We start from the raw sequence: 23,600 nt of genomic DNA on the forward strand, positions 1-23,600 counted from the left end.
TTAAGGGCACGTGTCCCTTACTGTATAGTAAATAATATTAAAAATGTTATGCCTTTTTACATTAAAAAATAAAAAAATTAATATTATTCACTATAATTTAAAGAAACTGTTATTAAAAGTAGTGTACTATATTTTCTAATATATATTTATGGTGTGCTCTCAAGCCCCATGTAAAGGGATATGATGTCTAGTAGTTTAGATAAACTTAAAGCACTTACCAGTCGTTTGGAAGAGAAATTAGAGCAAAAAGAAGAGCACTCTGCACCTGATGATAAAGAAGTAAGTATAAGTGATAAAACACCCGTATCAACACCTGTAAAAAAAGCCTCTGACAAGAAAGTAAATACAGGTTCTGAACAGGTCCGTGAAGAAAATAAAGTACGTGTTAAAATACTGTATGAAAAGCTCAAAATTTTTGAAAAGTCTCCGGACTTTAGCAATATTTTTATCTATAAAGCAATGAACCTTTCAGGTATCGGTTTGAAAGAAGAAGATTTTGGTGAAGTACGTGAAGGTAAATATATACAGATCATTGCCATCACCTATGAACCGGATAAAAATGGTAAAAAGAAAGCAAAGAATATCTCTTTAGGATACTTTGGAAAAGCAGAGTCTTTAGATGTTACACTAAAAAATGAGATCATCGAATTTGTTTTACGCTGGCGTTATGAAAAAGCATTCCAAAACGTTGAACACTATAAAGATCTTATCGCAAGAGTTGATAAGCCTTCAGATACACTTTTCTAGTTTCCAATGATGGGGAACCCCATCATTAAATCCCTCTCTTTTCTAATCAAAAATTTGTTACAATCAACTTCTTATTTTACTACTTAGGATATACATGCATCTTGACTTAACACCTGAAGCACTTTTAGCACAACTTGGTTACCCAAAGAACGAACATGAACTCAATCAAATGAACAAGATCATCGCAAATACGAATGGTTTTGACCACTTTTCTCAACATATAATCTCTTTTAATGATGCTTTGGCAGTTGAAAAAGGATTTATTGCCATGTCAAACTCTGAAGATCATTTCAAAATAAAATGTCATGAAGATCCTTCTGCAGATAATCTTTCAGCGTTTAATGAACTTGTAAACCATTGGTCAGACAAATACAAAGTAGAACTTAAAAAAGTAGACAATAAAAATACCTATTACATCATCGGTCAAAAATAATTGCCACTTAGCGCACTCAATGACGATCAGCTAAGTGCTGCTACGGCACCTTTAGGACACAACCTTATTATCGCCTCTGCGGGTACTGGTAAAACTTCTACGATCGTAGGACGTATTGCACATTTGCTACATAAGGGGATAGACCCCTCTAAGATCTTACTTCTTACCTTTACCAATAAAGCTGCAGGAGAGATGATAGCCCGTCTTGAGCGCTACTTCCCAAAAAAAGTCGTCTCACAAATAGAGTCTGGTACCTTCCATGCGGTCAGTTACCGATGGCTTAAAGAGTTGCATCCAAATCTTGCACTGAAACAGCCCTCTGAACTTAAAACACTCTTCCGAAGTATCTATGAGAAACGAAATTTTGAGAGGATGAACCTACCTCTTGCCCCTTTTTCAGCAACCTACCTCTATGAGATGTACAGTCTATACCAAAATGCCTCTTTGGAGGGTTTTGATATATGGTTTTTGGAAAAATATCCGGAACATGAAGTACTTATGGATGCCTATATGGACATTGCCCAGGAGTTTGAACAAGAGAAAATAGACTATGGTTTCGCTTCGTTCAATGATCTTCTTTTACGTATGAAAAGTCATTTGGAAGAGCATACTATTCATTTTGAAGAGGTACTTGTAGATGAGTACCAAGACACCAATACCCTGCAAGGTGCACTTATAGACGAACTTAAACCCCGTTCACTCTTTTGTGTAGGGGATTATGACCAGAGTATCTATGCTTTTAATGGTGCGAACATAGAAAACATCGCTACATACTCCAAACGTTATACCAATGCCAATGTATTTACCCTCTCGATCAATTACCGTTCCACCGCTCCCATACTTTCTCTTGCCAATCGCGTGATAGAACGTAATGAACGCATCTACCCAAAAAAACTGGTAGTAGGGCGCATAGGTAAAACACATCCACCTAAACTGTTAATGTACAATGATCTTTTTGAACAGTATCAGTCCATCGCACAGGGTATCAAACATACCCATGTACCTAACGATCAAATAGCTATTATATTTAGGAATAATTCTTCTGCTGATGGGATAGAAGCCTGTTTGCGTGAGCTTGGCATCCCTTGTAAACGTAAAGGAGGAACAAGCTTTTTTGATGCAAAAGAGATCAAGTTCTTACTTGATCTACTTGCACTCTTGGTCAATCCTAAAGATATGATGGCGTTCATCCATGTCTTTGAATATGCTTCAGGGGTAGGTTCTGCTCTCTCTAAAGAATTTTTTCAGTGTTTTTTACACTTTGGAAACGGAAACTTTATGCAAGGGGTGCTTTACCCACAGGTCAATGATCTACCTAAACTCAACCCTAACAAAAATGTGCAGCTCGGGCTTTTTGATGATGACCATGAGATAGGTTCTGCCACAAGATTTAAACATCTTGATCTGCCACACGAAATATACAGCCACCCTTTACTCAAACACCCCAAAGTGATCCAGGATGGTGTGAAGTTCTTTAAAGAGTTCTATCTTCTTATGAATGCAGTAAAAGGTGTGCAAGACCCTGCCCAGATACTCCGTACAGCCATCTCCTCTAAACTCTATGAAGGTATCATGGAGATGCTCTCTACCCAAAGAGGAAGACTTAAGTCCGGAGAAGTGGACAGTGAGAAGAAAAAACAGGCTAGAGAGCGCATACAACGTAAGGCAAATCTTCTACTTGATCTTTCACGTCAATACAAAGAGTTAAGACGTTTTGTCAATGCTATGATCCTTGGAGGTGGAGAACTGAGTGAAGGCGAGGGCGTTAATCTACTTACTGTCCATGCCAGCAAAGGTTTGGAGTTCCCGGAAGTCTATGTGGTTGACCTTGTAGATGGCAGGTTCCCAAACAGAAAGATGATGAGCAGCATAGAAGAAGAACGTCGTCTATTTTATGTAGCTGTTACACGAGCCCAGGACAAGCTCTATCTCTCTTTGGCTAAATATGACAAAATGAAAAAAGTAGACTATAAACCATCACAGTTTTTGCATGAAGCAGGATTGATAAAAGGGGAGTTTGTGGAGCCTGAACCGAAAGGTAAAGCTAAAAAGGCAAGGGAAGATTAATTTCCCAGCCTTTTGTCTCTAATACTCATCTGCTTACTCTCTTCATCGAGATAAATATCAAAAAGGTCTATCTCATCTATAAGATTACTGAGTTTTTTGTACCCAAAGTTGATAGGTGAGAATGAAGTGGAGTTATTTATGTATTGACCTATAGCTGCGAGATTCGCCCAGCCATCTGCATCCATGGTTTGTTCTACAGCTGTTCGAAGTACATTAACCAGCCAAGTGTCTCCACGCATTTCTTTACCACTTTTTCGTACAGGTGCCTGTAGTACATCGGTAATTTCATTACTTTGGGTGTAGTTTGTCATAAGTTTTTCAGTAAAGATAAACTGTGAACATGCCGCCATGAAAGGCTTAGGTGTTTTCTTTTCACCAAAGCCATAGACTTTGATACCTTCTGCTTGTACACGCATGACTACAGGGGTGAAGTCACTGTCACTGGTTGCAAAGGCAAAGGCATCGATGTCTTTGGTATGAAGCAGGTCTATGGCATCGATGGTCATGAGTATGTCTGTGGCATTTTTGTTACGTGAATAGTCAAACTGTTGGATGGGTTTGATAGCAAACTCCAAGAGTTTGTCTTCCCAGTTTTTAAGATTGTCTTTTGTCCAGTTCCCATAGGCTTGACGTATGTTAACGATACCGTACTTACTGAGCTCGTTGATGATACCCTCTATAGCTTTATGTGAAATATTGTCACAGTCTATAAAAAGGGCTATGTGATCTTCTTTTTTTGCCATTTTATTACTCCTTTGCCTTTGGTTTATAATAAGTCATGGTACTGCGACCAAACTTTTTGCGTTTCGCAAACTCCAATGCACCGATATTTTCAGGCATATCAAGGTTTGTCATATGTTCTACAATGACCATCTCACACACTTCAGGCTCAATAGTTTCTATAAGTGCAATGGTTTTATCATATATCTCATCCATGCCATCACGGGTAGAGAAGGGTGGATCAAAATAAAAGTAAGTCTTTTGGGAAGATCTCTTAACCATTTCATAGACCAGTGAGAACTTCTCAAAACTGTCTCCCAGGAAAAGATGACAGTGGCTTGGGTCAAGCTTCTTGACATTGGACTCCAATATACGAAAGGCAGTTTTATTGTACTCCATAAAGTAACACTCACCGGCACCACGGCTTAATGCTTCAAGTCCTATAGACCCGCTTCCACTAAATGCTTCAACAAAGTTTTTATCCATAATATCAAACTGCAGTGTATTAAAAAGTGATTCTTTCAAGATGCCTTTAGAGCTTCTGGTAGTGTTGATAGCAGGTATCTCTATGGTTTTCCCCTTAAATCTTCCTGCACTGATAGTTGTTGTAAATATTTTAATTTTTTCTTTTATTCTCATACTTGTATTTTATCCTAACATGCGTAAAGAAGAGGTTGTAGTTATGCTTTAGGAAGTGGAGACTTTAGTCTCCACTTCCAAATTTCCAATAGATCAAAAGTTTACTATCGTTTTAAGCGTGTTGATGAGTTTACTTCCCTCGCGTATTTCCCTACGCTCTTTGCCCGGTTCCGTAGTGGTGATAATGGTACGACCGGTAATAAGCTTGGTACCATCATTTTTGCGAATACCCCAGTAGGTGTGCATGATGACGGGTTCTCCCTTGTATTCACCCAAGTAGAGTACAATGTGCCCGGGAACATGAAGGAGTGAACGGAATGGCTCTGCTTCTTTGATGATCTTCTTCTTTTTGGCTCTCTTTTTTAACCCTTTGATGTAGACAGATTTTCCATCTTTGGCCTGTTTACTGGAGTTACGACGCAGAAAGATACCAAAAGCCCCCAAGAAGTCCCTCGTCGTAGCCGAACAGTCACGACACTCATAACTTCCACCCCAGCCATACGGTTCCCCGTAGAACTCTTTTGCAAGCATTGCCACATTTTCAGCAGTAAAAGGCAAAGGTTTTTTAGCGATGAGTTTTGGACCTTCCACTTTCACTTTATGGATGCGAGCTTGACCTTTGAAGTTACGTTTCGCCATCAAGTAACTCTGCTCATCTTTACTTATAGGAAAGAGGGCTCCAAGTTTGACTATGGAAGTTGGTTTATTTTTATCATTATAAAGTCTTAGGTTATCTTTAATGGTCATCGCATAGTTACCGTTTTTAAACTTTTTGATAAAATCATTGTTTACCAGTGCCAGATCAGTTATTTTGATCCAACCAAAAGCGTATGATGCCCTTACAAATGCCCATCGTTTATCTTTAGAATAGTGTGAAATGTAAAGTGGTACGTTGATGTGCAGGGCAGAGTTTTGATTGTAGTCAAAAGGGAAGCCTTCTCCCACACGTCTAGGGTCCCTGTAAAATGCTGTAGACGTAGGGAGGGCCTTTACATTTGTACGTCTGATAGTGATAGCTTTATATTTTTTACTATCAACCTTATTCATCTGGGCATTTCTTATCCATTTGTTATATACATATGAAGGTATGACTTTCCCTTTAGCCTTATAAATAGGCTTTTTGGTTACAAATCGTATTTCCCAACCAAAATCTTTTTTAGGAATATCAAGTTTCGTCAAACTCCAGGGCTTAAAGTACTTTTTATTAAACTCTTTGTCCAGTTTTTTCTGTTTGGATTTAGAAAAAGGTTTGATCTGCTTTGCATAAAAAGCAGGATCCTGAGGGATCTTTTTCATATCTGCCACCTTGCCTTTAGGCATGCGGTCTATCTTGCTTTTGATACGTTTTCCTTCTTTAAGCGTGTAGTCTGCATGAAGGGAGGAGAAAGAGAAGAAGAGGAGGGTTGCTAGGGCTATTTTCTTATACATATTTAGGTTCTTTTATTTTTTGTTTTATTTTAATGTAGAATGGTTAATGGAGGGTGTATATTCTTGCATGAATTATTAAAGTTGTTTAGCATTTTTATAACGCTAAGGTTTTTAATGTGATGATTTTTATTAGATAACGGGCGCGCTGATCACCATTCAGTATGATATCAGAAAATCCCGTAGGGTTTTCTGAGATTAGACTTGATGTGTATATCCTGTCATTTGTTGGACGTAGCGGAGCGGAGACCAGCAGATGGCAGTGGTCACGTTCAGTGATCAGTGCGCCCGTTGCACGTATCCGCTCCGCGGGTGCGTGCAACGACTGAACTGAAGGACAAGTGACTCTAAAGAATCTTCAAATTACTTCTTAGTTACTTTTAAAATGATGGCAAAAAACCACTTTAAAGCCCGTGGGTCACTTGTTCTTCTTCCTATGATTTGTTATACATGCTTAATATTTAATTCACCTTTATAAGTAAAATATATATTATTAGAGTTAAAGTAAGATTTTGGGTTGCTATTTCCCGATATTTTCTAAATAATCCATAATCAATTTCTTCTTCATTTCAATGCTTATACCACGATGAATTTTAAGTAACATTTTCATTGGAGCAAAGAGTCCTCCATCTAAATGATTTGTTGTGTTTGGTATCTCTAATTCAGGATATTTTTTATAAGTAAAAAGATAAGGTAAGTTGGAGATTAAACTACGATATGCAGAACGAACTCTTCTATGTGTATAATGCCATTTATTTGTGTCCGGATTATAGGTTTTTACTTTGAGAAATGTTTCATGTCTTTTATGCCAACACACAAGCAGAATAGAAAAACGTTTTGCAGATACTTTACCCAGATGGGAACAGATCCTTTTTAAATCAATGGAGGCTTGAAGTTTTGGGTTTTTTGTTAAGTACCTGGTCAAGATAGCCTGTTGATGGAAATGACACATTTGTATAGGAATGTCTGCAAAGAGGCGGAATAAGCCTCTTTTACCGTCAATAGTGATTGCTTTGATATTAAAACCTTGTGCTTCAATGTCATAACGTAAACGTTTGTACTCCTTGATACTTTCTGTGGTGATGAAGTGATAGGATACTGGTTCAAGTGTTATAACATCTTTAGCTATGATCAGTCCAAACTTATCAATTCTCTTACCAAAGAAAGTAGCATCCAACACAAGAATAACTTCTCTTGGAACACGTTGTTTTGTATGAGGTTGATAGGTATGTATTTTCTCCTGGATCCATTGCCTTGAATAGTGATATTTAGCAGCCAGTTCATCCAAAGTATATCGATGATAAAAGTAGTCATTGAAGATGGCTTGCTGTAATCTTTGTGGTCGTCTATTTGATGAAAAACTTTGTTGACAATCAAGACAGAAATAACGTTGTATTCCAGAACGTTTTCCGTTCTTTTTTATATGTGCAGAATTGCAATTTGGACATCTTTTTTACAAGCCATCTGTAGATAATCCCTTTTTATCTCCGATAATACCGTGCTTTGCTTAGGTTTTCAGCAACCCGTTTTCTTACTTTAACTCTATTATTATAATATGTAGTTAAATTACTTACTCTTTCATTATTTATATAATTTGTTTGAATATTTATTTGCGTAATATCTCCGTCCAAAGAACTTAAATATAACTGTGATTTATAGATAAACAATGATGTAATAATTTTATTCATAATAATTTACCTTTAATTAAAGTAGCAATTTCATCTGATGTTAATTCATTGTTTTCTTCCCAACTAACAAGTAGATTTTTACAGATATCATATTTTTTATTTTTTTCCTTAAATGGAAATACTGGATAACCATGCCAGTCATCAGTAATATTTTGAGTTGCTGGGAAAAATCCGAATTGTTGTTTTTTTGTCCTTATTGATGATACTATATTATTAGTTTTAATAAATCCCCATAGGTGTTAATTACATTCCCAACTGCTTTGTATATTATTCATCGTTGTACCACAATCAGCTTTATTAAAAGTTTTTATTTCTAAGTCTTGTGATACCCATTTTGCAAAATCACCAGAACCATGTTTTTGATGTTTAGTCCTTGATAAATATGTTTTTAATCCTCTTTCAGTAGGAATATTCCTATCTGGCATAAATTTCCTTTTATGTATAACTAGTTATAATCGGAGACAATGTCCTTTTAACCCTTAATTATTAAGATATCTAGATATTGGAAATATCCTCATATATAAAAATTATAGCTGTTTTATACAGATTCTATCAATTAATAGGTCATCAATGTTTATTATTAATGTCCTTTTTTTTAGGCAGATATTTGACGTTATTTGGACAACATGTCCCACTATTGGCGATATACACAGGTTAAATGGACATAATGTCCTGCTATTTTTGTAGTTTAATGAATGATTATAAATTTAAAAGGTTTTAGCTACTCAGTAGCTAAAGTAATGTCTTTTGATAGCTATTTTTGATAGATTAGAATGTCTGGTGTGGCTATTTCAGGGCTTTTTAGTATTTTTTAGATTTTCCAGTATCCGGAGCTATCACTTTAGATTTGAATTCGGGATGGCTTTATGTTCATTCAATACACGTATAAATTCTAAAATGATCTTTTGCTATAATGATTAGAATTTCAAAGCGGAGAATAATATGGCAAAAGGATATTTTGTTCTAATCAAGTCTGAGGCAAAACAACCATTTCATTTTGTGCTAAAAGCAGCTAATCACGAAACGATATTTACAAGTGAAAATTACGCAAGTAAAGATGGGGCTTTAAATGGCATTGATTCAGTCAAAAAAAATGCCACCGATACAGAAAATTATGAAGTACGTACTGCAAAGAACGGGAAACCCTATTTCATTCTCAAAGCAAAAAACCATCAAATAATCGGTCAATCTCAGTTTTATGCTTCCGAGCAATCATGTAAAAATGGTATAGAATCAGTTATGAATAATGCGCCCGATGCTGATGTGAAGGATCAGACCGTTTAAGCAGTAGTAATATTGTTATTTTTGCTGTTGTCAGACGCGGAACATGAATTCGCACAGTCCTGATTGCAAAACCCCTAAAATAGGCAGGTTTACTTCATTTATCCGCTGATTTTAATACTGCACCGGACACCTGCTTCTCTTTCTGACTGACGGATTGGGCGTAAAGGTTCATGACGTTATTTGAGTCAATTACCCCACCCGCAATCGGTGCATCACGTCGACTGATAGGCAGCCATAAAAAATCAGGGTGATTTACTTTGCTTACGCCGATGTATTCACCACCGATAATTTCGCCATCCGCTGTTGCTTCAAGGATATAAGAGTAGTTATCGGTTCGAGTGAACTCGTCGATTACAGCACCAAGAAAACCATCTCGATCACCCGGCGTTGGGATAATGTAATCGACTGCGAGCTCCACATGGAAGAACTTTTGCGCATCAGCGTTAAAGATATAGGACGTTGATGTGCTTGGCTGTCCGTCGTTTAACAGGATTATGGCATCCTGTTCTGTGACTCGTTCCTGCTTATTGATTTGATAGCCTTTTATGGGGTGGTTACTTAGTTGGCCGTTTAATCGCCGGCCAATGACGAACGACCGTCTATTTAACCCAAGATAGTTAGTGAGCAGGATATGGTATGTTCCAGCGTTAGTATCCCGACAATCTATTCCAGTTGGGCGACCATAGTCATCAAGTTCGGGTTCAGCTTTGTCACAGCGAGTACCGACCAGTCTGTTGTTGGTATATACATACGCCAGAATAACCAGCGCCTTGATATCATTAACGCGAAAGGTCACTCCATTATGTTCGACTTCATGTTTGGGCTCCGGCAGCATAATAGAAACTGGCGCCCAGGCATGCGTAATACCAAACCATGTAGGAATACAGCGACCCAAAGTGCTGCCTACGCGTTTTGCGCAGACTTCTCCCTTTGTACTGTCGCACATTGAAGTTTCAATGCATGTCCTTGCTCCAGTTCGGCTGTCAATCCCGTGATATTGAGAGACGGCGTCTGTGATATTGGATGTGCCGAACGCAGCGGCATAGCGCTCCGAAGGCGATTGTGCCGCAGTACCATCCCATCGGTTATTTATACTGTCTAGATAAGTTGGCCAAAAATAACCAGCCCATGGGGTACGTGCGGCATGACCGCTATGTGGCAGCGCACTAACATCTGTCTCCAAGTTTGCATCAAATATTTGCGGAATATCAGTTGGACCCCAGTTTTCTGCAATGACAACTCCCTGTGCCATCAGAGATAGAACGAGTACCAATCGGTGGAATTCTCTTATCATGCTGGCATCCTTATCTGTAGGAAATAAATGACAACCATAGTAGCTATTGCTATCAATGCAATAATTATACCAATAAATTGCCATACCAGATCTCTGAATAGTTCCAACATTTATATTCCTCAATTATGCATAACGGGCGTGCTGATCACCATTCAGTATGATATCAGAAAATCCCGTAGGTTTTTCTGATATTAGACTTGATGTGTGTATCCTGTCATTTGTTGGACGTAGCGGAGCGGAGACCAGCAGATGGCAGTGGTCACGTTCAGTGATCAGCGCGCCCGTTGCACGTATCCGCTCCGCGGGTGCGTGCAACTATTTATTAGGGGAATAATATGTCCCACTATTACTTTATTTTTCATATTAAATAGTATACAGAAAATGTCCTGCTATTTTAAAAAGTATGACAATTTGACATATTTTTTTATAGTTTTGTGAGAAAAGTATACAATGATAAGAGTTACTTATGCCCTTTTACCCAGATATAGGTCAATATTTGGACAAAGTGTTTCTCTATTTGTTGATTTCTGGCAATAGAGGACATACTGTCTTGCTATTTTTAGGAATAAATTATGGAAATAAAGAAAAAATTATTAGATATTGTTCGTGATAAGATACGTTTTAAACATTACAGTATCAAGACTGAAAAATCTTACGTTGGCTGGATAAAACATTATATTTTTTATCATAATAAAAAACATCCCATAGAGATGGCGAAAGCAGAAATAGAACAGTTTTTAACTTATCTTGCTGTAGAAAGAAAAGTATCTCCAACTACACAAAATCAAGAATTTTCTGCACTTCTTTTTCTCTATAAAGAAGTATTGGGGATAGATATGAGTAGCTGGAACATTCAAGCTTTAAGAGCACAAGAGAGAAAACATATACCACAAGTGCTTACCAAAGATGAAGTAAAAAAAGTTATAGAAAATCTTACTGGAACATACCAACTTATTGTTTACCTTATGTATGGTTGTGGGCTAAGAATGAGTGAAGCACTAAATATACGCATAAAAGATATTGACTTTGGGTTTGACAAGGTTTATATCGGGGATAGTAAGAGCTTGAAAGATAGAATCGTACCACCACCACAAGCTATAAAACAAAGGCTGAGAGCACAAGTAGAGTATGTAGAAGGAATCCATGTAAAAGATGTGTCAGATGGATATGGTTCTGTTTATATGCCTTATGCATTAGAGAGAAAATACCCTAATGCAAAGTTTGAAACCAAGTGGCAGTTTTTATTTCCTATGCGAAATGTAGCTAAAGATCCTAGAAGTGAAGTGATACGCAGGCATCATGTACATGAAAAAACTTTAGGTAGAAACATAAAACAAGCAGCCATAAAAGCACAAATACACAAAAGAGTGACTTCACATATATTTAGACACTCCTATGCTACACATCTTTTACAGAGTGGTATAGATTTGAGGAGTATACAAGAACTACTTGGTCATAAAAGTGTTGAAACTACTATGGTTTATACGCATGTTGTAGCTGAGATGAATAAGGGTAGGGTTGTGAGTCCTTTGGATTTACTAGCTTAAGTTACCTTCCCCACCAAATACCCACTGGCAAACGACCACTGCAGGTTATACCCGCCACAGGGGCCATCAAGATTCATCACTTCACCACAAAAGTAAAGACCATCTATCTTTTTACTTTGCATGGTGTTGGGGTCTATCTCTTTGAGGCTGATGCCTCCTCTTGTGATCATCGCCATTTTAAAGCCGTCGTGTCCGTTGATGGTGAGGGGAGTCCATGCTAGAAGTTTTATAAGTTTGTCTCGTGATTGTCCAGAAAGCTTGTTAAATCCTAGAGCAGGGTCGGCTTCTGCCATTTTACAAAGTTCCAAAGAGACAGACTCAGGTAAAAGCGTTTGTATAAGTTGTGCAGTTGTACGGTGTGGGTCTTTGGCTATCTCTTTTTTGAAGTGTGTTCGTATCTGCTCTTCGTTCATTCCTTTGGTGAGATTCATGAGTAGGGGGACTTCATCAAATTTACTCAGAAGTGGGGTGATCTCACGAGAAAAATCTAAGACAACAGGACCACGTATACCCTCTTTAGTGAAGATAAGATCTCCAGTGGCATGAAATTTCTTATATTTTTTCATATCAACTCGTAGCTCGACCTTTGCGATGGTATCAGCTCTACAGTTTGCACCCCATTTTTCTTTAGTTTTCAGGGGCATCATAGCAGGATACAGGTCTGTAACTTTATGTCCTATGGACTCTGCCAAAGGATAGCCATCACCCTCTGCACCAAGCAGAGGATACCCCAAACCACCTGTGGCTATGACGATATTTTCACCCATAAATGTATCGGTTAGCGTATGGACACCTGTAACCCTGACTCCATCATGTTCCAATGTTTCTACCTTTTGAGAACATAACACTTCCACTCCAAGATTTTGCATCTCTTCTTGCAAAGCATCGATAATCGTTGAAGAACTATGTGTGATAGGAAACACCCTAAAACCATCAGGTGCATGACTCTCTACACCTATCTCTTTAAAAAATGTCATCAGATCTTTATGGTCAAATGCCTCCAAAGCAGGGGTCATAAAGCGTCCCTCTCGACCAAAATGTGCCATGAACTCTTCGTTTGAGAGTGTGTTTGTCAAGTTACATCGTCCACCACCAGTGGCCTTGAGCTTTGCACCTATCTTGGAAAGCTTCTCTAACAGTAGTACCGATTTTCCCGCACGCGCAGCTGTTATGGCAGCCATCATACCTGCTGCACCCGAACCTACTACGATGAGATCATGACTTGACACTATGAGATTCCTTTATAAATCTTTTAATGAAATCATATCGAAAAGTTAAATAGTTTACATTGAGTTCATATTGGGTAGTTATAATATTGATAATCCTTCCTAATGGATGTGTTTATCTCCCGAAACTATAAACATTCTTTATCTCCCTTTTAGCATTGGGAAGGATTATTATAACTACAAAATAGATTACTAACCTATCAATACAATATATCCTTAACAAGAATAGTCATATAATACGGAACTTATCCCATAATAGTGAAAGAAGTCAATTCTTAAGATGAAAATACAAAATGAGTTTTCCCAGAATGCCAAAGCATATAATAACTTCAATGTTATCCAGACAAAAGTAGCAGAAGAACTTATTTGTACCATCACTGATAAACCTGCATCTATTTTTGACATTGGCTGTGGAAGAGGGGGGATGTATAAATCTATCTCCTGGCCATTAAAGAAGTTTGTCGGTATCGATTTTGCAAAGGGGATGATAGAGCTGCATCCTCAAGAGAAAAATATTGAATTATATGTAAAAGATTTTAATGATGCAGCATGTTTTCAAAACTTGAAAACCTATACATTTGAGAGAATAGTATCGGCTTCAGCTTTACAATGGGCGGATGATCTTGATAAAACATTTCAGCATATTGCAACTTTAAACACCCCCGTTACATTTGCTATCTTTACCTCCGGTACTTTCAAGACTCTGCATGAAACGGCGTCTATTCCTCCATTACTGCGTTCAACAGAAGAAGTAATAAGACTCTCAAAAAAATATTTTAATGCAGAGTATAAAGTTCTGAAATATACTTTAGAATTTGCATCTGTACGTGATATGTTCCGATATATGAAAAAAAGTGGTGTTGGGGGTGCACGAAATATTTTGAGCTATAAACAGATGAAGAGCCTTATGAAGAACTACCCCTTCAACTATTTGGAATATGAAATTCTTATAATCCATGAAGATGCTAAAGGCTCATAATGATATTTACACATCAAACTATGCAAGAGATACTTCCCCTACTGCAAAACAGACTTAAAACAGATTCCTCTGTCTCTTTTGAAGTACTCAACCCGGATTTAGGTGAGGGGTATGCGGGTAATCTAATCACTATAGAAGACAAGTCTTACATTTACAGAGGCTACAAAGCATGGACAGACTTAGCAGAATTACTTATGTGCAAGATGTTCACACCAAAAGAGAGTCGCTATCCACTTGTAACACTTTGTTTTCAAAAATTAGAAACCCAGAGCTCTTTTCATCTTAACACTCAAGGTTCTAAAGAAGAGAAGTACGGAACAGAGTCTCACTTCTTTCAAATAAATAAGATGGAAGAGCCGGCCTTTCTCTACTACTATAATCAAGCACTTACAAATGTAAATATAGAAGAGAGAACTCGTATTTTAAACCTTGGTATCAACCGGGGAGATGAATTTGAAGTCATTAAAAATAGATTAGATACTAATGAATATCAAAATATGGAATTTGTAGGTATAGACCATAGTAAAACAGCTATAGCGTATGCTGAGACGTTGTTTCAAGAAAACAATGTTCGATTCTACACAAAAGATATTAATCATTTAGATACTTTAAACCTTGGAAAATTTGATCTACTTATCAGCATAGGCACACTCCAAAGTCCAAGCATCAACTTCAAACCATTTTTTATGTCACTGGTACAAAACTACCTGGAAAAAAATGGAGCCATTATCTTAGGATTTCCAAACTCAAGATGGGTAGGGGAAGAGATGATCTATGGTGCAAAAGCACCCAACTATGCTATGAGTGAAATGTCTTTGCTCTATAATGATGTCATGTTTTGTAAAAAATACCTGCAACAACATAAGTATAGAGTAACACTTACGGGAAAACAGTATGTATTTCTCACTGCTACCAAGATACTTTAAGATAGTTTAGTCATAATCCTAACAAATAAAAATTATTATTAAGGATAATCATGAAAAAAAATCTACTTGCAATTGCGATTGCATTACCATTGAGTCTCTTTGCTGCAGATATGGATGCAAATGGAATCGTCACAAAACAAAGCAGCACTGATGTTAAAACTACCATCGATAGAATCGAGATGATGGTAAAGAAAAAAGGTTTAACACTTTTTAACAGGATCAATCATAAAGAAAATGCTAAAAATGCAAACGGTCCAGATCTTAATGATGCAGAACTCATTATCTTTGGAAACCCAAAAGCCGGTTTAAAACTCATGACTAAAGATCCAAAAGCAGGACTGGACTTGCCTTTAAAGATGTTAGCCTATAAAGCAAAAGATGGCAATGTGTATCTCTCATACAGAGATGTAAAGTTTTATGAAAAGATATATAACCTAGAAGGCTGCAAAGTACAAAATAAAATGAGCAAAATGCTGGATATATTTAGTGAAAGAGCAACATTGTCTCCAGAAGCATTTGAAGTATTGTCGCAAAAAAATAAAGAAGCAGCTAAAGCAGTAGAAGCTGCACACTAATATTTAGCAGTACTTTTAAAAAAACCTTTTAAGTTGTCTGTCATGCAGACGGCTTAAAAGGACGATAGCAACAACAGCACCGATGAGTGCATACATCATATCTGACTGTGTATCCCACATATAACCTTGTGTACCAAGGAATGCTTCCGCATCTTCTCCCGTAGCAAGCGCAACCCACCACTCTATGAGTTCATAAAAAGCAGAAAATGCTAAAACAATACTCAAAATGATATAGTTTAACCATATTTTCGAACCCTCTACAATATTTTTACGTATCAAAAGCTCTCTCGCGAGTATTGCAGGTGTGAAACCTTGTGCAAAATGGCCTACTTTATCGTAATTGTTTCTACTCTGATCTAAAACTTCCTTGATCCAGTCAAAGAGAGGTACTTCAGCATACGTATAGTGTCCACCTACCATCAAAATGACCATATGAATCAAAATAAGAGCATAGAGAAGGGGTGTCAATGGGAATTTTTTGTACGTTACTGCCAAAATGACCAAACCGATCAGTGCCGGTATCACTTCCAAAAACCATGTAAACTGGTCTTTAGGTGAGACGGCAGACCATATGAATACAGGAAAATAGATGGCTAACCAGATATATTTCATAAAGAACCTCCTAATGCTATGAATGTATGGGGGGGGTCACTCAGGCGGTTCTATTTTACTGCTGTCATTAAAAAGACTGTAAAATCCGCATGCGGTTTATTGATAGTGCTGGCCAAAGAGAAGGTAACATCCTTAAATCCTGCCTCTTGAGCATACTCTGCAAGCAAATGACGATCAAAACCATAGTGAAATACACCTGTATTGTCACTGTGAAAGCTTCCATCTTCACTGTCCAGGTCAGCAATAGCCACAAACCCACCATCATTTAACATACCATAGAGCTTAGAAAGCAGGGCAGCTGTATCTTCCAAATGGTGGATGGTCATAGAGGAGATGATGCCATCAAAATTTCTATCAAGTGTCTCTGTGCTTAGATCTTTTTCTATAACTTCAGTCTCGCAAGAAAACTCATCACATTTATTTTCAAATTCAACAAGCATAGAAGGGGAGTTATCTACCGCTACTATCTTTTTTACAAAAGGTGCTACAAAGTAACTTAGAAGCCCTGTACCTGCACCAAAGTCCATAAGTTCCATTGATTTATCTAGCTTTATATTCTTTACTATTAATCCTGCAATACCTTTAGCATTTTGAACACGCCTAGAGCTCATATCCCAAGATTTTGACTTATGTGCGAAGTGATCTACTTTATTTTCCATTAATATTCCTTAATATAATAATTCTATAATTTATAATATTTTTTAGCATCATACCTAAAACAGGCTATCTTGCTTCTCTATTTTAATATTGTCCCAGAAGTGATCCACATGCTTTTCAAACAAGGAAACCACCGAAGAGGTCGATTTTTTATCTAATTTTAGCAAAGAAACCTGCATTTGATAGAAAAAGAGAGGTGAAAAGAACTCATTTGCCAGTAAAAGAGGGTCTGAAGACTTGATCATCTCATCTTGCATCATCGCAAAGAAGAATCCAGAAAGCTTTTTAACGTTCTCCTGGTAAAAATACTCGTTATATATCTCTCTAATACGCTCATTTCTGTATATCTCCTGCATCAGTAGCTTAAAAAGTGCCTCATTTTGCCCGTCAAAGCTTATAAGCTTAAAAGTAGTGGCAATGGACATAAGTAAAGACTTTCCCTGTTTATGGAGCTCCTGGGACTCTTTATCGTCAAATATTGTGACTATGGCTGAAGAGGTTAGGTTACTGATAAGGGTTTCAAGTATCTCATCTTTGTTTTTAAAGTGGTTGTAGAGGGCACTTTGTTTGATACCTATAGCTCCTGCAATATCTCTTACTGTGGTTGCCTTGTATCCTTTACTTGAAAAGAGTTTAAGGGCATGTTTGAGTATTTTATCTTTGGTTTTACTTCCTTTGGATAGGGGAGAAGTGATGCTCTGCTCGTTCATAAGGGCTCCTTTGATAACATTATAGTGAACAACTGTTCATTTGTCAAGTCTATCATTTCCTACAATATGAACAACTGTTCTTTAATTATGATCTGCTTTATCCTAAAAAAGAACAAATGTTCATTTTTATTAGTTATGAAAATACTGTAGATGAACATCTGTTCATGCAATACCATTTGGGACCCCTATTTTAGGGCTCTAGCATAAACTACGTTTTTCGTAAGTTTAGCAACAGTATATGAGGGAGAGGGAACCAAAAATGATACTAATAAATATTAGAATATACTTATTTTATTCTATATATCTATTTTAAATAAAGTGTGTAAGTACATATAAAATGACATATCTGGATTTTATTGTATTTTAAATCACAAATATTTTTATATCGTTGTGTAGAATAAGTCGGCAATTTAAATTATTGGTCACCATACTTTTAATGCCGATCTATATAAATAAGATTTTATAGTTTTGAGAAGTATTGAGCAAAAATAAAGCATAAATAGTGAAATATTGTTTTTTCTATTTTACATGCTTTTTTAATATGTTTACAGATATATGTTTTTTATTAATTCTTATTTTTAAAAACATCAAACCCAGATACAAATACACAGAGAAGAGAAGATATACTTTTTTAATAGAATTTATATTATGTTAACCAAAAGATATTTATAACCCACTTATGCCAATAGTTGGGGAATTTACCCAACTATTAAAGAGTTCTTTTTTGCAATAGCACTTAATTGTTTCAAAGTCTTTTCATCTAAAGATTTTTGTTTGATCTTGGAAACCATATTAACCAATTGTGCATATGAATCAAAATGAACATTTTGTCTATAAAGCGCTGCCGTACTTAAATACTCTAAAATTTCTTCTTTACTGAGACTACTACACTCATTTACTAAATTATTTATCATGAGAGCGAAAAATTCATCTTCTTCATCTACAAGGTTATTTGAGATCTCTTGAGCTGCATCTTCATCAAGTCCTCTTTTATGTAAAATAGAAGCAATACTTGAAGAAACTGTATTAAGTTTTATTTGACTGATTACATTTGTATTAAGTTGCTGTGCAACCAGTGGATTGAAAGCTAATGCCGATACTAAGAGTGTCACACTTATAAAGTTTCGTTTATCCATTTTAAAATCCTTTTATGAATGATAGACTAATAAGGTTAACCAATATTAATCATATCGACCATAAAATTTAATTGTTTAGGTGTTAATTTTAATTTAGTGTAAGTATAATAAAAATATAGAGAAGGAAATATAATATGAATGAAAACAATACTTTTCAAGGACTTATCAATGTAGGTCACAGTTTGCTCAAAAACGATCAGTTCGAAGATGGGCTTTCTCTTATTTCTGATCATCTCATAGATGTTACTGGTGCAGAGCGTTGCTCTATATTTATCTATGAGAAAAAGAGTGCTGAGTTGTGGACCATACTCGCAACTGGTATTGGGAAGATACATGTCCCCTCAGATAAGGGCATTGTAGGGTATGTTTTTAGAACAAAGGACTCTGTCATAGAAAACAATGTGACCAAGAACAGCTATTTTCTAAGTGACATAGACAAGTACAGTGGATACAAAACACTCAACATAATTGCTTGTCCTATTTACAACTCTGAAAAAGAACTTATTGGTGTACTGGAACTACTCAATAAATCAAATGGATTTGATGAAGATGACCTGAACTTTTTAAATATTTATGCCAACTATATTGGCAGCATTATAGAGTTGGCACCTTTCTATTTACGAGAAACTAATTAAACAAGCGTTTTGTATGTTCTCGTATCTATTCAAACACTTCCCAAAATTCACCAAACTCTTCGGCAAACATATTTAGCCTCATTTCCAAACTCTCTTTGATCACTTGGCTTTTACACAAAAAGAAAAAAACTCTTGGTGAGTAAGGTTTATGTTTGATGGCTATGACGTGATGATACTCTTTTTTAAGGTCATACATGAGAGAATCTATCTGCTCATTATGGGAGAAACATCTACCAAGATGTTGGTATACAATACAAACTTCTAAGTATGGTAAACGGTAGAAGTATGAAACTTCATCTGCAAAGATGTATTTGTGTGGATACACTTTTTGACTGTAGTGTTGAGAGAGTGTTAACATCTCGAAACGTTTCTCTGCCCTATTGCATTTGAGTGCCATTCCATTGTCTGGTGCGACAGCAACTATCTGTGATTTGTTCGAAAATGTAAGTGCTTGGTTGAGCCAGAGGTAGCGGTCTTCTAAGGCACTAGGTACTTGCGTATAGTAAAATTTTGCATTTTTAAGAAGTTTGAGTTCTTCAAGTTCGGTTACTTCACGCTTATCTCGCATGATCAAGTCCATAAGTGAGTGTTCCAAATACTCATCAGACCCATTCATACGTTCAAAATAATCTATATGCCTTCCATCGTTATTCTCTTCGCCCTCACCTTCATGCATGAACCATATCTGGGCCAAGGCTTTTCCGTCAAGTGGACTCTCTTTATGGTTGAACAGATAACGAAAAAGTTGGAACTTCCCAAAGTCCCCAACATCAGCTACATAACGGTCTTGCATTCATAGGGTCCTTTTTTACAGAATTATAACAAAATAGTATTATGTCATTAGGTACTAAATCTTATTATTTTGGATATAAATATTTTTTATTTAAATATTTAGTTATAATATTTTATAATTAAAGGATAGTAGATATGAAAGAAGATACATCCCAGAAGTATTCCAGAATTGCAAAACTCTATGACCTCTTTGAATGGCCTATAGAAAAATTGCTTTTTAAAAAACTCCGAAAAGAAGCAGTGTCATATGCTTACGATCATGTACTGGAAGTGGGTATAGGCACTGGCAAGAACTTACCTTATTACAATAAAAATATTAATTTAACTGCCATAGATTTTAGTCCAGGCATGCTAGAAATTGCAAAAAACAAGAAAACAGAAGTAAATCTAAAAGCATTTAAACTATATGAAATGGATGTACAAGATCTGAAGTTTGAAGATGATACTTTTGATACAGTTATCAGTACTTTCGTGTTTTGTACTGTTCCCGACCCAATAGCAGGCTTAAGAGAAGTGTACCGTGTCTCAAAACCAAAGGGAAAAGTAATTTTTCTTGAACATATGAAAAGTAAATATTTTGTCTTAAACATTTTTTTATACCTCATGAATATAGTCTCAACAAAACTTCTTGGTACCTCTATGATAAGAGAAACACAGAAAAATATAGAACAAGCTGATTTTACTATCGTATCAGTTGAACATAAACTGTTTGATATAGTCAGATTAATTATCGCAACGAAATCATAGTATTAAGCCTTATAGAATTTAGATATGATATAAAAATAATCTTGTGAGGAGATCATCATGCAACACAGATACATAGGAAAAACAGGTCTTCGGGTCTCACCCATCTGTATGGGGACGATGACCTTTGGTACACAGTGTGATAAAAAAGAAGCTTTTAAGATCATGGATAAAGCCTATGATCATGGCGTAAACTTCTATGACACGGCAGAACTCTACCCTGTTCCACCAGATACAAAGCTGGCAGGCATTACTGAAGAGTGGGTCGGTGAATGGATGCAAACAAAAGAGCGTGACTCTATCATTATTGCAACTAAAGTTGCGGGTGCTGCAAGTGGTTGGTTTGTTCCCCCTATTCGTCATGGCATGACAGCTATAGACAGATTTCACATCGAACGTGCAATTGAGGGAAGTTTGAAACGTCTTAAAACAGACTACATAGACCTCTATCAGATGCATTGGCCAGATACTGTAGTTCCGATAGAAGAGTCACTTGAAGCATTTGACAGACTTGTGAAATCAGGTAAAGTACGTTATATGGGTACTTCCAATGATACAGCTTACGGTACAAGTAAAGCTCTTGTGACTTCTCAATACAAAGGATATGCACGATTTGAATCCATACAAAACAACTTCTCTCTGCTTAATCGTAGATTTTTAGATGAACTCTCCATACTTTGTAAAAATGAACAGGTCTCTCTGCTACCCTACTCACCACTAGCAGGAGGCGTACTCTCAGGAAAGTACAACCAAGCACTGAGCCCACAAGAAGACAAAGGAAGGTTTGCTGACTATCTGAAGTCATCCAGCAACAGACAACGGCTTATGGCGCAACGCTTTATGAATGACAAAACACTGGCATCCACACAAAAATATCTGAAGATCGCTGCAGAGGCAAACATGCACCCAGTCACCCTGGCAACTGCTTGGTCAAAACAGTTTAATTTTGTGGCTTCTACGATCATCGGTGCAACCAGTACTGAGCAGCTTGATGCATCACTCGCAGCGATGAACCTGACACTCAGTGATGAAGTTTTAAGAGCTTGTGATAAAGTACATGAGGAGATACTTTATCCGATGGGATAGCCTTGCTATAGTGTGCTTCTGCCCTATTCCAATCTATATTAAAACCCCTACTAAACATACACTATAGGCTATAAAACCTCTTAAATACTTGACACCATTTAATACTATTTGATATACTACACTATGTATGAATTTTAGGAAATAGTCACCACGACTACCTAAATAAAGTCACCATGAAAGGTATTGAATGTTATTTAAAGACTACAAACATATTGAGTTATTGGAAGAGATAACTATCCCTGAGAAGAGAGTATCTGACAGCAAAATAGTCAATGTCAAAAATTGGAAACCTACCAACCCCTACAGATTGAGAGTGAAAGCTACAGTTGTTAAGAATGGCAAGAGAACCATCAAAAAGCGTACCTATGTGTACGAAGGTATGTATATGGTAGAGGCACTCAAAGAGGCAGGCAAAGAATTGGATGCCCTGCTCACATCTATCAGAGACGATATAAAAACCACTACTATTGTACCTGCAGGTGACAAAGATGAGATGTTCACATTTGAGAGTTAAAGTAAGATTTTGGGTTGCTATTTCCCGATATTTTCTAAATAATCCATAATCAATTTCTTCTTCATTTCAATGCTTATACCACGATGAATTTTAAGTAACATTTTCATTGGAGCAAAGAGTCCTCCATCTAAATGATTTGTTGTGTTTGGTATCTCTAATTCAGGATATTTTTTATAAGTAAAAAGATAAGGTAAGTTGGAGATTAAACTACGATATGCAGAACGAACTCTTCTATGTGTATAATGCCATTTATTTGTGTCCGGATTATAGGTTTTTACTTTGAGAAATGTTTCATGTCTTTTATGCCAACACACAAGCAGAATAGAAAAACGTTTTGCAGATACTTTACCCAGATGGGAACAGATCCTTTTTAAATCAATGGAGGCTTGAAGTTTTGGGTTTTTTGTTAAGTACCTGGTCAAGATAGCCTGTTGATGGAAATGACACATTTGTATAGGAATGTCTGCAAAGAGGCGGAATAAGCCTCTTTTACCGTCAATAGTGATTGCTTTGATATTAAAACCTTGTGCTTCAATGTCATAACGTAAACGTTTGTACTCCTTGATACTTTCTGTGGTGATGAAGTGATAGGATACTGGTTCAAGTGTTATAACATCTTTAGCTATGATCAGTCCAAACTTATCAATTCTCTTACCAAAGAAAGTAGCATCCAACACAAGAATAACTTCTCTTGGAACACGTTGTTTTGTATGAGGTTGATAGGTATGTATTTTCTCCTGGATCCATTGCCTTGAATAGTGATATTTAGCAGCCAGTTCATCCAAAGTATATCGATGATAAAAGTAGTCATTGAAGATGGCTTGCTGTAATCTTTGTGGTCGTCTATTTGATGAAAAACTTTGTTGACAATCAAGACAGAAATAACGTTGTATTCCAGAACGTTTTCCGTTCTTTTTTATATGTGCAGAATTGCAATTTGGACATCTTTTTTACAAGCCATCTGTAGATAATCCCTTTTTATCTCCGATAATACCGTGCTTTGCTTAGGTTTTCAGCAACCCGTTTTCTTACTTTAACTCACATTTGAGAAAGCCTTTTACCGTTCCGTTGAGTCAAGAAAGACTGCTGCTGAGGCTGATGGTGAGGAGTTTAGGAGCTATAAAAGTATAAAGAGGTTCTATCTCAACCACCTGACCGAACTTG

General features: G+C 36.7%; 25 protein-coding genes. 12 read left to right on the forward strand and 13 right to left on the reverse strand.

The genetic code is table 11. From position 1 onward, the window contains the following. The first annotated feature begins 183 nt into the window (after positions 1-183). The 3 genes from ACLHDG_RS07970 to ACLHDG_RS07980 all read left to right on the forward strand — a co-directional run bounded on the left by ACLHDG_RS07970 (position 184) and on the right by ACLHDG_RS07980 (position 3,247). On the forward strand, positions 184-747 hold the full coding sequence (locus tag ACLHDG_RS07970) for a hypothetical protein (RefSeq protein ID WP_415405693.1): 564 nt from the start codon (positions 184-186) through the stop codon (positions 745-747). A 94-nt stretch (positions 748-841) separates the two neighbouring features. Next, positions 842-1,180, forward strand: coding sequence for a hypothetical protein (locus ACLHDG_RS07975; RefSeq protein WP_415405694.1), 339 nt, complete (start codon positions 842-844; stop codon positions 1,178-1,180). Next, entirely contained in the window at positions 1,181-3,247 is a 2,067-nt protein-coding gene (locus tag ACLHDG_RS07980; protein ID WP_415405695.1) for an ATP-dependent helicase, read from the forward strand. Here the strand turns inward: ACLHDG_RS07980 and ACLHDG_RS07985 are convergent. The 5 genes from ACLHDG_RS07985 to ACLHDG_RS08005 all read right to left on the reverse strand — a co-directional run bounded on the left by ACLHDG_RS07985 (position 3,244) and on the right by ACLHDG_RS08005 (position 8,144). Next, positions 3,244-3,990 carry an NYN domain-containing protein gene (locus tag ACLHDG_RS07985; RefSeq protein WP_415405696.1) on the reverse strand — a complete coding sequence of 249 codons (747 nt, stop codon included), beginning with the start codon at positions 3,988-3,990 and terminating at the stop codon, positions 3,244-3,246. The genes ACLHDG_RS07980 and ACLHDG_RS07985 overlap by 4 nt on opposite strands. Before the next feature lie 4 nt (positions 3,991-3,994). Then, a complete protein-coding gene (rsmD, locus tag ACLHDG_RS07990) occupies positions 3,995-4,606 on the reverse strand; it encodes a 16S rRNA (guanine(966)-N(2))-methyltransferase RsmD (protein ID WP_415405697.1) in 612 nt (203 codons plus the stop codon). A gap of 93 nt (positions 4,607-4,699) precedes the next feature. Then, positions 4,700-6,034 (reverse strand): SH3 domain-containing protein, encoded by a 1,335-nt coding sequence (locus tag ACLHDG_RS07995; protein ID WP_415405698.1) that lies wholly within the window; start codon positions 6,032-6,034, stop codon positions 4,700-4,702. Positions 6,035-6,551: 517 nt separating this feature from the next. Next, positions 6,552-7,454, reverse strand: a complete 903-nt coding sequence (locus ACLHDG_RS08000) for an IS256 family transposase, variant Zn-binding type (protein ID WP_415408335.1) — start codon at positions 7,452-7,454, stop codon at positions 6,552-6,554. Between the two features lie 504 nt (positions 7,455-7,958). Beyond that, positions 7,959-8,144, reverse strand: coding sequence for a hypothetical protein (locus ACLHDG_RS08005; protein ID WP_415405699.1), 186 nt, complete (start codon positions 8,142-8,144; stop codon positions 7,959-7,961). Positions 8,145-8,661: 517 nt separating this feature from the next. On the opposite strand from ACLHDG_RS08005, the gene ACLHDG_RS08010 reads away from it, so the two are divergent. Next, positions 8,662-9,003: a YegP family protein gene (locus ACLHDG_RS08010; RefSeq protein WP_415405700.1), complete on the forward strand. Its 342-nt coding sequence runs from the start codon at positions 8,662-8,664 to the stop codon at positions 9,001-9,003. A 94-nt stretch (positions 9,004-9,097) separates the two neighbouring features. Here the strand turns inward: ACLHDG_RS08010 and ACLHDG_RS08015 are convergent, their stop codons facing one another. After that, positions 9,098-10,381 (reverse strand): hypothetical protein, encoded by a 1,284-nt coding sequence (locus tag ACLHDG_RS08015; RefSeq protein WP_415405701.1) that lies wholly within the window; start codon positions 10,379-10,381, stop codon positions 9,098-9,100. Between the two features lie 488 nt (positions 10,382-10,869). Between ACLHDG_RS08015 and ACLHDG_RS08020 the strand changes: the two genes are divergently transcribed. Further along, complete coding sequence (locus ACLHDG_RS08020) at positions 10,870-11,844, forward strand: integron integrase (protein WP_415405702.1); 975 nt, start codon at positions 10,870-10,872, stop codon at positions 11,842-11,844. On the opposite strand, the gene ACLHDG_RS08025 is transcribed toward ACLHDG_RS08020, so the two are convergent. Continuing rightward, positions 11,841-13,073: an NAD(P)/FAD-dependent oxidoreductase gene (locus ACLHDG_RS08025; protein WP_415405703.1), complete on the reverse strand. Its 1,233-nt coding sequence runs from the start codon at positions 13,071-13,073 to the stop codon at positions 11,841-11,843. The genes ACLHDG_RS08020 and ACLHDG_RS08025 overlap by 4 nt on opposite strands. 277 nt (positions 13,074-13,350) lie before the next feature. On the opposite strand from ACLHDG_RS08025, the gene ACLHDG_RS08030 reads away from it, so the two are divergent. The 3 genes from ACLHDG_RS08030 to ACLHDG_RS08040 are packed head-to-tail and all read left to right on the forward strand — an operon-like array spanning position 13,351 to position 15,550. Beyond that, positions 13,351-14,049: a methyltransferase domain-containing protein gene (locus tag ACLHDG_RS08030; RefSeq protein ID WP_415405704.1), complete on the forward strand. Its 699-nt coding sequence runs from the start codon at positions 13,351-13,353 to the stop codon at positions 14,047-14,049. Continuing rightward, positions 14,049-14,975, forward strand: coding sequence for a class I SAM-dependent methyltransferase (locus ACLHDG_RS08035; protein ID WP_415405705.1), 927 nt, complete (start codon positions 14,049-14,051; stop codon positions 14,973-14,975). The genes ACLHDG_RS08030 and ACLHDG_RS08035 overlap by 1 nt, the downstream gene beginning before the upstream one ends. 50 nt (positions 14,976-15,025) lie before the next feature. Further along, positions 15,026-15,550 (forward strand): DUF302 domain-containing protein, encoded by a 525-nt coding sequence (locus ACLHDG_RS08040; RefSeq protein ID WP_415405706.1) that lies wholly within the window; start codon positions 15,026-15,028, stop codon positions 15,548-15,550. A 15-nt stretch (positions 15,551-15,565) separates the two neighbouring features. Here the strand turns inward: ACLHDG_RS08040 and ACLHDG_RS08045 are convergent, their stop codons facing one another. From ACLHDG_RS08045 to ACLHDG_RS08060, 4 genes are all read right to left on the reverse strand, one after another. Further along, positions 15,566-16,162: a DUF2238 domain-containing protein gene (locus ACLHDG_RS08045; RefSeq protein WP_415405707.1), complete on the reverse strand. Its 597-nt coding sequence runs from the start codon at positions 16,160-16,162 to the stop codon at positions 15,566-15,568. A 50-nt stretch (positions 16,163-16,212) separates the two neighbouring features. Further along, positions 16,213-16,821, reverse strand: coding sequence for a class I SAM-dependent DNA methyltransferase (locus ACLHDG_RS08050; RefSeq protein ID WP_415405708.1), 609 nt, complete (start codon positions 16,819-16,821; stop codon positions 16,213-16,215). Positions 16,822-16,875: 54 nt separating this feature from the next. Beyond that, positions 16,876-17,529, reverse strand: coding sequence for a TetR/AcrR family transcriptional regulator (locus ACLHDG_RS08055; RefSeq protein ID WP_415405709.1), 654 nt, complete (start codon positions 17,527-17,529; stop codon positions 16,876-16,878). 698 nt (positions 17,530-18,227) lie between these two features. Then, complete coding sequence (locus tag ACLHDG_RS08060) at positions 18,228-18,665, reverse strand: hypothetical protein (protein WP_415405710.1); 438 nt, start codon at positions 18,663-18,665, stop codon at positions 18,228-18,230. A gap of 134 nt (positions 18,666-18,799) precedes the next feature. Between ACLHDG_RS08060 and ACLHDG_RS08065 the strand changes: the two genes are divergently transcribed. After that, positions 18,800-19,300, forward strand: coding sequence for a GAF domain-containing protein (locus ACLHDG_RS08065; protein WP_415405711.1), 501 nt, complete (start codon positions 18,800-18,802; stop codon positions 19,298-19,300). Between the two features lie 25 nt (positions 19,301-19,325). Here ACLHDG_RS08065 and ACLHDG_RS08070 read toward each other — a convergent pair whose 3' ends face one another. After that, complete coding sequence (locus ACLHDG_RS08070) at positions 19,326-20,093, reverse strand: hypothetical protein (RefSeq protein ID WP_415405712.1); 768 nt, start codon at positions 20,091-20,093, stop codon at positions 19,326-19,328. A gap of 134 nt (positions 20,094-20,227) precedes the next feature. Between ACLHDG_RS08070 and ACLHDG_RS08075 the strand changes: the two genes are divergently transcribed. From ACLHDG_RS08075 to ACLHDG_RS08085, 3 genes are all read left to right on the forward strand, one after another. Further along, positions 20,228-20,839 (forward strand): class I SAM-dependent methyltransferase, encoded by a 612-nt coding sequence (locus ACLHDG_RS08075; RefSeq protein WP_415405713.1) that lies wholly within the window; start codon positions 20,228-20,230, stop codon positions 20,837-20,839. A gap of 57 nt (positions 20,840-20,896) precedes the next feature. Further along, entirely contained in the window at positions 20,897-21,922 is a 1,026-nt protein-coding gene (locus tag ACLHDG_RS08080; RefSeq protein ID WP_415405714.1) for an aldo/keto reductase, read from the forward strand. A 187-nt stretch (positions 21,923-22,109) separates the two neighbouring features. After that, positions 22,110-22,436 (forward strand): hypothetical protein, encoded by a 327-nt coding sequence (locus ACLHDG_RS08085; protein WP_415405715.1) that lies wholly within the window; start codon positions 22,110-22,112, stop codon positions 22,434-22,436. Between the two features lie 17 nt (positions 22,437-22,453). On the opposite strand, the gene ACLHDG_RS08090 is transcribed toward ACLHDG_RS08085, so the two are convergent. Next, entirely contained in the window at positions 22,454-23,356 is a 903-nt protein-coding gene (locus ACLHDG_RS08090; protein ID WP_415408335.1) for an IS256 family transposase, variant Zn-binding type, read from the reverse strand. Between the last annotated feature and the right edge of the window lie 244 nt (positions 23,357-23,600).

Source organism: Sulfurovum iocasae (assembly GCF_047716765.1).
Classification (GTDB): Bacteria; Campylobacterota; Campylobacteria; order Campylobacterales; family Sulfurovaceae; genus Sulfurovum.